The organism is Acinetobacter sp. (assembly GCF_036659555.1).
GTDB lineage: Bacteria > Pseudomonadota > Gammaproteobacteria > Pseudomonadales > Moraxellaceae > Acinetobacter.
On record NZ_JAVXCI010000025.1, the window covers coordinates 17,506 to 30,738 of the forward strand.

General features: G+C 48.2%; 14 protein-coding genes and 1 other RNA gene. 6 read left to right on the forward strand and 9 right to left on the reverse strand.

What is annotated here, in order from left to right:
- Window positions 1-279: 279 nt before the first annotated feature.
- Both rsmI and RSA72_RS05230 read left to right on the forward strand, forming a co-directional pair.
- Window positions 280-1,122, forward strand: coding sequence for a 16S rRNA (cytidine(1402)-2'-O)-methyltransferase (rsmI, locus tag RSA72_RS05225; protein WP_332623245.1), 843 nt, complete (start codon window positions 280-282; stop codon window positions 1,120-1,122).
- A 312-nt stretch (window positions 1,123-1,434) separates the two neighbouring features.
- Entirely contained in the window at window positions 1,435-1,734 is a 300-nt protein-coding gene (locus RSA72_RS05230; RefSeq protein ID WP_332632837.1) for a hypothetical protein, read from the forward strand.
- Window positions 1,735-1,753: 19 nt separating this feature from the next.
- Here RSA72_RS05230 and RSA72_RS05235 read toward each other — a convergent pair whose 3' ends face one another.
- The 4 genes from RSA72_RS05235 to RSA72_RS05250 all read right to left on the reverse strand — a co-directional run bounded on the left by RSA72_RS05235 (window position 1,754) and on the right by RSA72_RS05250 (window position 5,974).
- Window positions 1,754-2,002 (reverse strand): hypothetical protein, encoded by a 249-nt coding sequence (locus RSA72_RS05235; protein WP_332623248.1) that lies wholly within the window; start codon window positions 2,000-2,002, stop codon window positions 1,754-1,756.
- A gap of 178 nt (window positions 2,003-2,180) precedes the next feature.
- Entirely contained in the window at window positions 2,181-3,449 is a 1,269-nt protein-coding gene (locus RSA72_RS05240; protein ID WP_332623250.1) for an FAD-dependent monooxygenase, read from the reverse strand.
- Window positions 3,446-4,654 (reverse strand): 2-octaprenyl-6-methoxyphenyl hydroxylase, encoded by a 1,209-nt coding sequence (ubiH, locus tag RSA72_RS05245; protein WP_332623251.1) that lies wholly within the window; start codon window positions 4,652-4,654, stop codon window positions 3,446-3,448. Before ubiH ends, RSA72_RS05240 begins: the two co-directional genes overlap by 4 nt.
- A gap of 168 nt (window positions 4,655-4,822) precedes the next feature.
- Entirely contained in the window at window positions 4,823-5,974 is a 1,152-nt protein-coding gene (locus RSA72_RS05250; RefSeq protein ID WP_332623253.1) for a tetratricopeptide repeat protein, read from the reverse strand.
- Window positions 5,975-6,295: 321 nt separating this feature from the next.
- Here RSA72_RS05250 and adhP point away from each other — a divergent pair, with 321 nt between their 5' ends.
- Complete coding sequence (gene adhP / locus RSA72_RS05255; RefSeq protein WP_332623258.1) at window positions 6,296-7,324, forward strand: alcohol dehydrogenase AdhP; 1,029 nt, start codon at window positions 6,296-6,298, stop codon at window positions 7,322-7,324.
- Window positions 7,325-7,709: 385 nt separating this feature from the next.
- Here the strand turns inward: adhP and pepP are convergent, their stop codons facing one another.
- Window positions 7,710-9,044 carry a Xaa-Pro aminopeptidase gene (pepP, locus tag RSA72_RS05260; RefSeq protein ID WP_332623255.1) on the reverse strand — a complete coding sequence of 445 codons (1,335 nt, stop codon included), beginning with the start codon at window positions 9,042-9,044 and terminating at the stop codon, window positions 7,710-7,712.
- Window positions 9,045-9,102: 58 nt separating this feature from the next.
- Complete coding sequence (locus RSA72_RS05265) at window positions 9,103-9,720, reverse strand: UPF0149 family protein (RefSeq protein WP_332623260.1); 618 nt, start codon at window positions 9,718-9,720, stop codon at window positions 9,103-9,105.
- A gap of 64 nt (window positions 9,721-9,784) precedes the next feature.
- Here RSA72_RS05265 and RSA72_RS05270 point away from each other — a divergent pair, with 64 nt between their 5' ends.
- The 3 genes from RSA72_RS05270 to ssrS all read left to right on the forward strand — a co-directional run bounded on the left by RSA72_RS05270 (window position 9,785) and on the right by ssrS (window position 10,909).
- Window positions 9,785-10,336, forward strand: a complete 552-nt coding sequence (locus tag RSA72_RS05270) for a hypothetical protein (RefSeq protein WP_332624568.1) — start codon at window positions 9,785-9,787, stop codon at window positions 10,334-10,336.
- A gap of 2 nt (window positions 10,337-10,338) precedes the next feature.
- Window positions 10,339-10,626: a cell division protein ZapA gene (locus RSA72_RS05275; protein WP_332624567.1), complete on the forward strand. Its 288-nt coding sequence runs from the start codon at window positions 10,339-10,341 to the stop codon at window positions 10,624-10,626.
- A gap of 97 nt (window positions 10,627-10,723) precedes the next feature.
- Window positions 10,724-10,909, forward strand: a non-coding RNA gene (ssrS, locus tag RSA72_RS05280) — 6S RNA.
- 53 nt (window positions 10,910-10,962) lie between these two features.
- On the opposite strand, the gene RSA72_RS05285 is transcribed toward ssrS, so the two are convergent.
- The 3 genes from RSA72_RS05285 to RSA72_RS05295 are packed head-to-tail and all read right to left on the reverse strand — an operon-like array spanning window position 10,963 to window position 12,828.
- Entirely contained in the window at window positions 10,963-11,655 is a 693-nt protein-coding gene (locus RSA72_RS05285) for an LrgB family protein (RefSeq protein ID WP_332624566.1), read from the reverse strand.
- Window positions 11,652-12,029 (reverse strand): CidA/LrgA family protein, encoded by a 378-nt coding sequence (locus tag RSA72_RS05290; protein ID WP_332624565.1) that lies wholly within the window; start codon window positions 12,027-12,029, stop codon window positions 11,652-11,654. Before RSA72_RS05290 ends, RSA72_RS05285 begins: the two co-directional genes overlap by 4 nt.
- Window positions 12,019-12,828, reverse strand: a complete 810-nt coding sequence (locus RSA72_RS05295) for a hypothetical protein (protein ID WP_332624564.1) — start codon at window positions 12,826-12,828, stop codon at window positions 12,019-12,021. Before RSA72_RS05295 ends, RSA72_RS05290 begins: the two co-directional genes overlap by 11 nt.
- Between the last annotated feature and the right edge of the window lie 405 nt (window positions 12,829-13,233).

Here is a 13,233-nt window from a genome sequence, read left to right on the forward strand (position 1 = left end):
CCTGTTCATGGCGCATTCACGCCTTGGCCGGCATTCTGAAAGCCATGCCGGGGGCGCGGCATTTGACTGGAATTGACAAATTTGACCGGCGCTTTATAGTCTGAAGCCGCGCATACGCTTTGAAAACCCCGCTTGATGCTACTTGCGGCTCGCGCCATTGGCCCAGATTCAGGTAAAATAGCCGGAACTCTTGCTTGGGCGCAAGCCATTCCTCCCATCCACGCCAGTTCAAGTAAATTTTTCTTATTATTCCGCTTATTATTAAACATGGAGAAACCTATGGGTGCTCAGTTATTTGTTGTTGCGACTCCAATCGGGCACTTAGATGATATCAGTTATCGTGCAATTAATGTGCTGAAGTCAGTTCAGCTTATCGCCGCAGAGGATACACGAACTTCAGCGCAATTGCTCAAGCACTTCGGCATTTCCACCCCCTTAACCGCCTGCCACGACCATAATGAAAGCAATAAAATTGAGCATTTGATTCAGCGCCTGCTGAAGGGTGAAAATATGGCGCTGATCAGCGATGCCGGCACGCCGCTGATCAGCGATCCGGGCTTTAAGCTGGTCCGCGCCGCTCAGGAAAACAATATTCAGGTGATCCCTGTTCCAGGCGCCTGCGCCGCCATTGCCGCCCTCAGCGCGGTGGGCCTGCCCAGCGACCGCTTCAGCTTTGAAGGCTTCCTGCCGTCGCGGCAGTCGCAGCGCATCAACGCTTTGCAAAAGCTGAAAGATGAAACCCAAACCATGATTATCTATGAAGCGCCGCACCGCATTTTAGAATGCGTCAAGGATATGGCCGAAGTCTTCGGCGCAGAGCGCCCGGTCGGCTTTGCCCGCGAAATTACCAAGACCTTTGAAACCATCAAAAAGATGACGCTGGGTGAACTGGCGGCGTTTGTGGAGTCAGACCGCAATCAGCAGAAAGGCGAAATTGTTTTAGTGATTGGCGGCGCGACTGAAGAAAAAGATCTGGAGCAGGAAAAGCTGGATCAGCTGCTGACCCGCCTGCTGCAGGATTTATCGGTAAAAGCGGCCTCTCAGCTGGCTGCTGATTTAACCGGCATAAAAAAGAAAGTGGCTTATCAGCGCGCTTTAGAACTCACTCAAAATAAGGATTAATGATCATGGCTGCCAGCATAGCCAAGTAAAATAAACTCCGGATATGCAAGTGCGGCATGGATGCCGCACGCTGCCCATCACGGCAATGACGCCGTGCATGGGCAGCAAAAGGCGTTTAAATTTTTAAAGGAAAAATGAGGCAGCGCTTGACTATGCCATAATGTTTAAGCCCGCCTATTCTTCCAGCTTATGAATATGATGAAAACTCTAAAATTAAAACCTGTTCATCTGTTTAACCTGCTTTGGCTGCTTGGCCTTTTGCATATCATCTGCTACGGCTTCAGGCCTTACCGCCATTATATTTTTGAGGACATGATTTTTCCCGATGCTCAAGCAGTTGCTTTAACCGGTTCAGTGTATTCACTGTTCTTTATTGCCGGGAATATGCTGCGCTGGACGCCATTTTGGAACAGCTCCCGCTATTGGAGCTATGTATTTCTCAGCTGTATTTTAATCTTCCAAACGCTGATTGCCTTTGCCGGCGCAATGCACGCGCCGCCTTATTGGGCGGCATTCATTCTTAACTGCATGTTTTTATTGCTGGCCCATTTTGCTTTTTATCCTATTTATGCGCTCACAAAGCAACGGCTGCAAAAGAAAAACACCGCTTAAAAGCGGTGTTTTTTTAATTTCAGTCGTGCGCCGCTTCATCCGGAGGCACTTCAGTAATCCGCCCGCCGCGCGCTAAAAAGGCAGCCACTTCATCTTCCAGCGCTTCACGCTGCTTTTTCTTCGCTGTCACGGTCAATGTTTCGGCTTCTGCCACATCGCCATCCGCAGCGCTTTCGGACGCATCTGATGCGCCTTTTTCGGCAGCCTGCGCTTCATCATCATCTACTGCAGAATCTTCCGCATCGTCATAATCATTCATATCCGTCATCTTGCTCTCCCCACGAATGACCGCTTATACCTGTCTAGGTAAAACCTGTTTTGGATTTATGAGAAATTTATCAATCTCTTCGCGTTTCGCATAGTACCAATGGTCAAAAAACCGTGTATTTTTTAATCAAAATCGTAATCTTTTATTTACGGATGCTTAAAAAACTCGCTATTCGCAGTTATGCGCCGTAGCGCGTGCCTTTCAGCAGCGGCAAGCCATTGGCCTGCGCCATGAACGCGTCTTTCAGCACGCTTTGATTTTCCACCTGCTTCAAGCCAAAATTGCGCGCCCACACTACTGGAAACAAGGCTGAGCTTTCCATCCAGCCAATCGCTGACATGCTGTGCATCATGGCGTCATTCTGCCCTTTGCGCCGGTGCTCATAGCGCCTTAGCGTCTGCTCATGCGCCCAAACGCCGCGCGCTTTGTCATGCAACAGGGCATCGCACAGCACCGCCGCATCCAGACAGCCGATATTCACGCCTTGCCCGGCCAAAGGATGAATTACATGGGCTGCATCGCCAATCAGCGCCAGTCCGGCTTTGACATACTGCTGCGCCGCCCGCGCTTTCAGCGGGAACTTCGCGCGCGGCGTGGCTTCCAGCACTTCGCCCAGCATATGATGGCTTTCGCGGGTCAGCAGCGCCTTAAATGCATCATCTGGCAGCGCTGCGTATTCATCAGCATAGTCATCCGGCAAAGTCCAGACAATTGACTGCCAATAGCCGTCCTGCGCTGGATTCAGGCTGGCCATCGGCAGGAATGCCAGAGGGCCGGTTTCCAGAAAAATCTGCCGCGCCGCATGCAGATGCGGCTGTGCGGTGCGGATGGCGCAGCTGATGCCCGCCTGCTTGTAGTCCAGCACATCAATGTCAATAAAGGCCTGCTCGCGGACAAAGGAATTGGCGCCGTCTGCACCGATCACCAGTTTGGCTTTCAGCTGGGTTCCATCCGCCAGATGAATATGCCAAACGCCAACGCCTTCTTCGACACGGCTGACTTTGACTTGAGTGCGGTAATCCTGCAGCTGTTCCAGCAGCTGCTGCTGGATGGCGAGATTTAAAATGCTCGGCTCAACCATGGAGCCCAAGGCCTGCTCTGCGCTGGGCGCCTGTTCGGACATTTGGCCGAAATTGATTTCGCCGTAGCCGTTTTTATTCCAGACCTGCATGGCGCTGTATGGCATTTGGCGCGCCAGTCTGTCCCAAACATCGGCGGTTTTCAGCAGGTGGATGGTGGCCTGGCTCAGCGCCAAAACCCGCGGATTGGCTGCGGCCAAGGTCTTTTCCGGATCTAAAACCGGCGCGGCATCCAACACGGTCGCCTGCACCCCGCCCTGCGCTAAAAGCAGAGCCGTTAAGCCGCCGACCAAGCCGCCGCCGATAATCACCGCATCCAGCACGGCATCCTGAACTTTGTCCTGAACTGCTGCGTTGACGGCATTCATGCTTTCAGCCCCATTGCATAGTTTGCGACCAATGGCTTAATACCCGGAATAGTGTCAAATGCCAGCAGGCCGGTATTGCGGATCAGCTTTAAGACTGGATTTTGGTTGCTGAAGCCGCGCACCACGCTATCGCAGAATTTGATCACGCGCTGCTGGTCGGTCAGGCGCGACTGTTCATAGCGCTGCAGCATGGCCGCTTCGCCCAGATCTGCGCCTTTGGCGGTCTGCTCCATTAAATAGCGGCGCAGCACATAGGCGTCGCGCATGCACAGGTTAAAGCCCTGTCCTGCCACGGGATGAATGGTATGGGCCGCATTGCCCATCAGCACCACACGGCCCGCAGCCTGCTTTTCCGCCAAGACTTGCGACAAAGGGAAACTGAAACGCTTGCCTGTTTTCTGAAACTTGCCGGCGCGGTCGCCAAAGGTGTGCTGCAGGGCATCCAGAAAGTGCTGGTCATTTTCATCGCCCAGCCATTCGCCTTCTGTGCCTTTCTGCACCGGCCAGACCACCGAACGGCGGTATTCGCCCGGCAGCGGCAGCAGCGCCAAAGGCCCCAATGCGCTGAAGCGTTCAAAGCCGACATGATTGTGCGGCTTAGACGTCTGCACGGTGGTGACAATCGCCATCTGGTCATAATCATGTTCAGAAGCGCCAATGCCGAGGGCTTTGCGGCAGAAAGAATCGCGGCCGTCAGCGGCAATCACCAGTTTAGACTGCAGAGTAATTTTTTCTTGCCCGCGGATGGCTTCAATATAAGCCAAATCAGCATCTTGAGTGAGCGATGTAACCTGCACGCCGTCAATCAGCTCAATTAAGGCTTCCTGCTTGACCTGCTGCAGCAGCACGCGGCCCAGCCAGGCATTTTCAATCACCTGGCCAAAGCTTTCGACTTTTTCCTGCGCCGCTTTTAAGCGCGCTTTGCCGAAACTGCCCTGTTCGGTAATGTGCACTTCATAAATAGGCGTGGCATGCTCCTGCAAAGCTTCCCACAGGCCAAGCTCCTGATAAATCTGCACGGTGCGGCGCGACAGAGCGCTGTTGCGCGCATCAAAGCTGGAATGATAAGGCGCAAGATTTGCATCATCATAGTTTGGATATTTTATGGCTTCGAGCAGCTTTACCCCAATATTCGCCTTTGCCAACATTAAGGCCAGGCTCAGCCCGACCATACCGCCGCCAACAATGATGACTTCTTGCTGCATGCTTGCATCCTTTTTATGAGGTATTCGAATTCAGGAGATTCAATCGAAATACGTATAAGCTGTAATGGATTTTATATTACATCAAGGGCATGCATTTTTATAATGAAATAGGAAATTGTTGTTTGGAATTGAACTGGAATGCTGCATTATTCAAAATAAATCCCAACCTTATAGAAGCTCATCCAGCCGTTTTTGCGCATCTTCATTAAAATTACCTGCGGCTTGATAATACCAGCGTTTTGCAGTTTTTAAATCCATATCGAAACCATTCCCATACTCATACATCAAGCCAAGCCTATAAGGCGCAACTGCATTTCTTTGCTTTGCTGCTTTGCGGTATAAATTTGAAGCTTCCGTAAAACTTTGTTCAACCCCCTCACCCTTTTCATACATTTCACCAAGAACAGTTTGCGCATCAGCATTGCCTTGAGCCACGGATTTGTTTATCCATAACAATGCTTGCAGATAATTTTTTTGTACACCTTTGCCGCCAAGATAAAGCAGGCCTAAATTGAGCTGTCCAAATTGATCCTCCATATCCGCAGCTTGCTGATACCAATATTGCGCTAAAGCATAATCCTGAACTAATTCATCTCCATTTTCATACATCTTTCCAAGCTCATTTTGAGCAATTGCATCTCCCTTATGTGCACGCTTCAGAATTCTTTCATATACAGGAATCTTTTTATAATCAATTTTCAATGATTGCTTAATGTCATAATCACCATCAATAATATCAAAACCTAAATAGCTTTCGAATAATTCAACCAGCAATCTGCGCGCCAATGCTGTGTGATACATTGACTGATTCTTTGAAGCAATGTGGTAGTGCTTAAAATAGCTTTCCGTATCTTCTGTACATTCGGGTAAAAAATCACAGTCTGTTATTTTTTCTTTCTTCAACTTACCGTTTTCTGAATATTCACGTTCATAATATATTGAAAAATTAAGCCATTCTTTTTCAAAGTCTTGTATTTCCCCTTCAAAATACACGTCTTCACCTTCTTCCTGCAAAACCCGTCTAACCTCTATATTATTTTTATAAATCAGATAGCTATAACCATCACAATTATCTACACATTCAAAAAAAATCACCCAATTTGAAGGCAAATCGCTTAATAATTCTTGCCATAACTCAGGATTATTGTAAGCAGAATAGAAAATATCTGCATTATCGACAATAATGAAATTTCCACCAATCGACTGTATACGGATATTTGTATACAAATCAATAATTTTAATTTCATGCTGCATCCATTTATAAATAATGGCTTTTACTTCTTTAATATCGCCTTGGAATGGAAATACCATTCCTGTCATCCGAGTACCCATAATTTTTTATTTTCACACAACAAAAATTAATTAATTTTATACTACATTAAAGATTTTATTTTTTATAATGAAATTAATATTTTACATGCTTCCGCCATAAAGCGATGTGCTAAAGGTTATGAAAATCACCGTCCTTTAAACTTTCAGTTCCTTTAACACAATCCTCAACGTCCGAATCGCGGATAAGAAATTGACCTGAAAAATGCATTTCCAACAAATTGGCAACCCAAAACCCTTTCTTTGTATTTTATAGTAAAACAAGATTGTTTAAAAAATAACCTCAATATTTCTAATATGGAGAGCGTAAATATGACAACGATGAAAGCAGCAATTGTGACTGCATTTAATCAGCCGCTGCAAATACAAGAAGTTGAAATCCCTAAAATCAGTCCTGGCAAAGTCTTGGTAAAAATTATTGCCACAGGCGTTTGCCATACTGATCTGCATGCTATGCATGGCGATTGGCCAGTGAAACCCGCTTTACCTTTTATCCCTGGGCATGAAGGCGTCGGTGAAGTGATTGAAATTGGCGAAGGTATTGAACATTTAAAAGTGGGAGATATCGTCGGTATTCCTTGGCTGTATTCGGCCTGCGGCCATTGTGATCATTGCTATGCGGGCTGGGAAACACTGTGTAAAAAGCAGCAGAATTCAGGCTATTCAGTCAATGGGAGTTTTGCGGAATACTGTCTGGCGGATGGCGATTACGTAGGAGTGATCCCCGAAGGCGTCGATCTGCTTGAAATTGCGCCTATTCTCTGCGCAGGTGTGACGGTATACAAAGGGCTGAAGATGACTGAGGCTAAAACTGGAGATTGGGTCGCCATTTCCGGAATTGGCGGTTTGGGCCATGTGGCCATTCAGTATGCCAAAGCCATGGGGTTTAATGTGGCGGCAATTGATGTAGATGATTCAAAGATTGAACTGGCAAAAAACCTCGGTGCCGATGTCGGAATTAATGCATTGAAAACGGATGTGAAAGAAGCCGTGCTGCAGGCGACAGGTGAAGGATGCCATGGCGTACTGGTGACAGCCGTCTCTCCTAAGGCATTTGAGCAAGCGGTGTCGATTGTTCGCCGCGGCGGCACGATGGTGTTAAATGGCTTGCCGCCGGGCACTTTTGACTTGTCGATCTTTAATATGGTGCTGGAGGGAATTACAGTGCGCGGTTCAATTGTAGGAACGCGTCTGGATTTAAAAGAAGCGCTGGATTTGGCAGCGCGCGGCAAGGTCAAAGCACATATTCACGTTGAACCGCTGGAAAATATTAATGATATTTTCGAGCGTATGGAACACGGTAAAATTGATGGCCGTATCGTGATTGATATGCGGCTTTAATGAATAATGTGATGCTCTAGCTTATTTATACCAAAGGCCCATATTCGGGCCTTTTTCCCGACACATTTAATATTAATTCTGGATATAAAAAAGCCGATCTTTCGATCTAATACCAGCCAGTTAAGCCTTTTTAATCCTCCCCTTGCGCAGCAGTGCTGCTCACCTTTTTCAAAGGAGGGAGCGTTTCTAAATTCAATACCGTATTGAATTCAAGGGTATCCCCCTCTTTTTTTAAAGAGGGGTTAGGGGAGATTTATCAATTCGTAATAATGAAATGACGCGTAACTGATCAACATTACTCGTATTAGGGCCTTTTTCCGTCACACTTAATATTAATCCTTGATATAAAAAAGCCGATCTTTCGATCGGCTTTCATCAACTCAGCTTAAGCATCGTGCGCTTTCGCCATCAAGGCTTCAATCTCATCTACAGATTTCACCACGGCAGCCGTTAAAACACGCGGGCCATCTTTGGTCACGGCCACATCATCTTCAATGCGGATGCCGATGCCGCGCCATTTTGCATCTACAGTTTCATCATCCGGCGCAATATACAGCCCCGGCTCTACTGTCACCACCATGCCCGCTTCATACGCGCGCCAGCCGCCGCCTTGCTTATACGAGCCGACATCATGCACATCCATGCCCAGCCAGTGGCCTGTGCCGTGCATATAGAACTGGCGGAAAGTTTCTTTCTCGATGATTTCGTCAATATCGCCCTGCATAATACCCAAGTCCAGCAGGCCCTGCACCATAATGCGCACTGCTGCATTATGCGGTTCTTTATAGGAATTTCCGACACGCACAGCATCAATCGCAGCCAGCTGCGCCTGCAGAATCACTTCATACAGCGCTTTCTGCTCTGGGCTGAATGTGCCGTTTACCGGAAAAGTCCGGGTAATGTCAGAAGCATACAGCTGATATTCGCAGGCCGCGTCAATCAGCACCAAATCGCCGTCTTTCAGCTCCTGGTCATTTTCCACATAATGCAGAATGCAGGCGTTTTCACCGCCACCGACAATGCTGTTATAAGACGGCACACAGCCATTCTTGCCGAAGATGTAGTTCAGCTCAGCTTCCAGCGCGTATTCCATCATGCCCGGCTTGACCATTTGCATGGCGCGGGTATGCGCTTCTGCGGAAATGTCCGATGCAAGCTGCATCAGTTCCAGCTCCTGTTCAGATTTATGCAGGCGCATTTCATCCACAATGCGGTCCAGCTGAATCACCTGTGCAGGCGCAGACATGCCGCGGCGCGATTCGCCATTGGCTGCAGCAATCCATTTCGCCGCGCGTGCGTCAAAATCCGCCTGCTGGCCAATGCGGTAGAACAGTTTGTCTTTGTTCTGCAGCTTGGCAAGAATTTCTTCATCCAGCAGGTCAATGGCATAGGCCTCATCTGCATCATAATCATCAATTGCGCCGTCAATGCCGGCGCGGTAGCCATTCCAGATTTCCATTTCACGGTTGCGCTCGCGGCAGAACAGGCTGTAGCTGTAGCCCTCTTCTGCCGTGTCAAAGGTTTCAATCACCGCAACCGCCTCAGGCTCTGCAAAGCCGGTCAGATAAAAGAAACTGCTGTCCGCCCGGAATTTGTAGTCTGCGTCGCGGTTGCGCATGGCCACCGGGCTGGTGGCGATAACGGCAATGCTGCGCAGCCCCATTTCTCCGGCTAAAACAGCGCGGCGTTCCTGAAAGTCAGCTTGGGTTAATTTCTTCATCTGAATACTTCTTATCGCTCTTGAATGCATATTAAAAGTGGAATGGCTGCGCCCAAAATCAGCTTGGACGGTGTGGCGTAAACATTTCTACAACATTATTCGCTTCGCCGGTTTTTTTTGCAGAAAACAGCTGCAAAAGCGGGCTTTCGGCAACTTCAATTTTCTTGCGCCCCATCGACAGGCTGATTGGAATCAGGCGCACAAATTCATACAGTTCCTGATAGCTTTCTTCGCCTTCATCATCATCGTCAGCTTCTTCAAACTCAACCGATGCCACATCCTGCAGATGCTCAATCAGCTCCTGCTCTTCGGCGCGCAGGTGCCCGGAAGCCAGGCCAAAGCCCAGAACAACGCCAGTGCACCAGTCTGCCAGCGCCTGCACACGCTCAGCCAAACTGTGCTCATCGTCCGGAAGCAGGGGCAAATAGTCCAGTTCATCTTCAGACAGGGCATGCGCAATGTCTTCGGTTTCATCAGCTAAAATGGCAATGGCTTCTTCACTGATTTCGGTCACTTCAAGCGTGGCTAAAATCTGCTGCCATTCTTCGCGGGTCGGCACCTGCGTCACGCAAACTATGCCGGTCAGCAGGCCATGCAGCTCGCTTGGGCTGGAAATCTCTTCGATCTCATTAAAATTGCGGTGCCATTCGGTCCAACCTGAAATATCGTCTTGCATTCGTTTATCCAATCTCTATACTTCTTATATATTACCTTTGTTTGCCATACTGTGCGACCACGATATGTTAGAAGAACTACAGCGTCTGCAAGCGCATCTCAGCGTTTTAAAAACGAAACTTGCGCATTATGAAAGTAAAAATGCTTCGCTTGCAGAAGATCAGGATTCTGCAAATGAACAGCATCACGCCCAAATTGTGCATAAAAACGGCATCATCACCAAAAAACAAGAAGAAATTGAGACGCTGACAGAGCAGCTGACTGAGTCGCGCGCGCAGTTTCAGCATTTGAATCATGACGCCACTTCGCTGGCTGACCGCTACAGCCGGCTGGAAAAAAGCTGCACCGACTTGAAGAACCGTTTTCAGGAAATTCTGGCGGAGCGCAATGAGCTGCGCGCAGTCAAAGAAAAAATACAGAATGAACAGCGCCATGCGCAGCAGGAAATTCAAGCGCTGCAGCAGGAGCGCGAACGCCTGCTGCAGAAAAATGAGCATGCCAAAGCCAAAGTTGAGGCGATTATTCAGCGTTTAGCCATTTTAGGCACAGCGCAGGATCATCACGCGCAGGAAATCCAGCAGTTAGACCACCCAACAGAAGCGAATGAGGAAGCTTGAGCATGAGCGAACAGATTGCTGTAGATTTGCGGGTATTAGGCCACAGCTTCCGCTTAGCAACCCAAGCAGGCAAGCAGGCTGAGCTGGAGCGGGCGGCGCAGCTTTTAAATGAAAAATATGATGAGTTCCGGCGCAAAGCGCCGCGCATGGAGCCGAGCAAGCTGATTATTATGGTGGCGCTGGAGCTGATGCAGGAAGTGCTGAGCATGAATAAGAACCTGCAGGAATATGAGCATTGCGAGCGCCTGCTGCAGGCGATTTTAGAAGAAGCGGAAGCTCTGGCAGAATAAGCGGGATTTTTTGCATAAAGTTCCATCAATCAAGTGAAAGTTTGCTGTTCCTGAACAGCAGGCGATTTGCCAATTGCGCTTTATTGGTTATACTGAACTTACTCTGAGGTGTTCGCCAGCGGCGTCTATTTCCCCTGCCGATACTTAAACTTACGGATTGCGTTCTGCATATTTAGAGTGTATGCCTGCCTTCGGGCAGGAAACCCAGCAAGTATGCGTCGTGTCCACCTTGAACTCATCGGGTTCAGGGCAACGACATTGCAGCGGCATCTTCGGAGCTATTTATCATTATTAAATGAAGCCGGCGCTTCTCCCCGCCGCCCTAACTCCCGCATGCTATATATGGCGGATCAGGGCAATCACCGCCGGCGCAAACAGCACCATAATAATTCCAGAAATAATCATCGACAGGCTGGCAATCACGCCCTCTTCCGGATGGCGCTGGCGCGCCCGGGCAATTCCCATAGCATGCGCGGCATTGCCAAAAGCTGCGCCATGCGCAATCCGGTGCTTATACCTCATCCACAGCAGCAGCAAATCGCCGAACAGCATGCCGACCAATCCGGTAATAACGGTAAACAGCGGAATCAGGCTGATGGAGCCGCCGATTTTTTCCGTAAGCACCAGCGCAAAAGGAATGGAAATTGAGCGGGCCAATAGGCTGTTTTTGACAATTTCATCTAAATTCAGCAGGCTTGCCAGCAGCCAGCTGCTTAAAACGCCAACCAGCATGGAAGCGCTGGAACTGATGATTAATACCTTGAAATGCTTGCGGATCATCGCCCTATAGCGGTAAACCGGAATGGCGAAAGCCACAGTAATCGGCCCTAGCATGGCAACCAGATATTGGGTATAGCGGTAATAATCCTGAAAGCTGTGCTGCAGAAGCAGGATCAGGCCTATGCTGAGCAGCGGTACAGTAATAATCGGCGAGCAGTAAAGTTTTCCGGTGCGGATAAAAAGTTTCTTCGCAAAGAAATAACAGAGCACCGTCCAGACAAAGTAAAATAAACCCCAGAATTCCATCATTCAGCTCCGTCCTGCTGCAGGAACATTCTGACCGTAAAGACGGAGGCGGCCATCACCATGAATGTGCTTACAGCAATCACGGCGATAATTTTCCAGCCGCTGGCCATCAGCAGTTCCTGATACTGAATGACGCCGACAACCGGAGGAATGAAAAACACCAGCAGTTCGCCCAAGAGCAGATCCGCGCCTGTTCCGACTTCTTCCAGCTGCAGCCATTGCACTTCCAGCAGCAGCAGCAGTATAAAGAAGCCTAGAATTCCCGAAGCGACAGGCAGATGCAGGATTTGCTGAAGCAGGGATGCAGCCGCCCAAATGGCCAGAATGATGGCGGTCTGAAGCGCTGCTGCGCGGAACCGCGTGAAATCAGCCGGCATCGGCATGCTGCGTATTTTTAAGCCGGGTTTGAAAAAACTCGCCGTAGACGGACAGCTTTTCATAAATATGTTCAGAATAAAACATGTCTTCAATCAGGTTTTTAGACTGCTCCATCGTGAAGCCTTCACTGATGCTGATGATTTCAGCATTTAAATTAGAAAATTCAGAACACAGCCGGACATAATAGTCATCTTTATTTTTAAACAGCAGTTTCCGGATATTCAGCGCTGAACTTTCAAGAATGGCTTCATTTTTCAGCCTGGAAATAAGGCTGATCTTCACATTGAAAAAATTTTCCAGCTTTTGCCTGATTGCACTGCAGACCGTTAAATCTGTAATGATAAAAATCTGCAGAATATCCGGGCGGCAAAGCGCCCTGAAAACGGACAGATAAATAAAATCTTCAGCGGCTAAATGGCTGCTTTCCAAGTCAATATAAATACTGAAAGAGTCCAGCGTTTCATTGATCTTGAAATTAGGCGCTTTGTCGGCGGCATAATATTTATTCAAAATATTCAGCACGGGCTGCGCCATAGGCGTGCTGTAAATCACAGGCTTATTCAGATTGGCCAGTATAAAAGGCGAAAATAAAAAGCCTAAATTCGGCTGCTGCTCTTCTATCTCCGACTGCGCAATATACAGGCCGCTTTTTTGGGCGAAATTGCGCAGAATCTTGGCGCGCAGCAGCGTTGCCTCTAAGTTCACATACTTGTGCTCAAGCAAGCCCAATGGTTTTTCTGACATCGGCTTGCCTATTATTAATTGTGAAATTAAATTCAGCTGCTCGGTCATAAACATAAGGAACCACCTGTCATCATTTTAAAACCATGCATTTGCGATGCTGCAGATCAGCAGCGCTATCCGCAGTCTGCTGCTGCTGCGGGAAAATGTATAGCTGCAAAAGCATGAGATAAAAATATAACAGCGCGCTTAAAGCTGCCTATTCGGCCCATGCTGGCCCGCATTTGTTACCTGTACTGCAATAGGATGATTTTTAAATATCGTTAGCATTTCAATTACAAACAATAATAGGCTTCTTTCATAAGTCATTTTTTTAACAATATTTAATTCACAATGGGAATTCCCTCTCCTTTTTAAGGAGCCTTGCGCAGTATGCTGCTCAGGGTGAGGATTTTATTAAAAAAATTCCCTCATCCTAACCTTCTCCCTGAGCCATATATGGCGCAAGAGAAGGAACTTTCA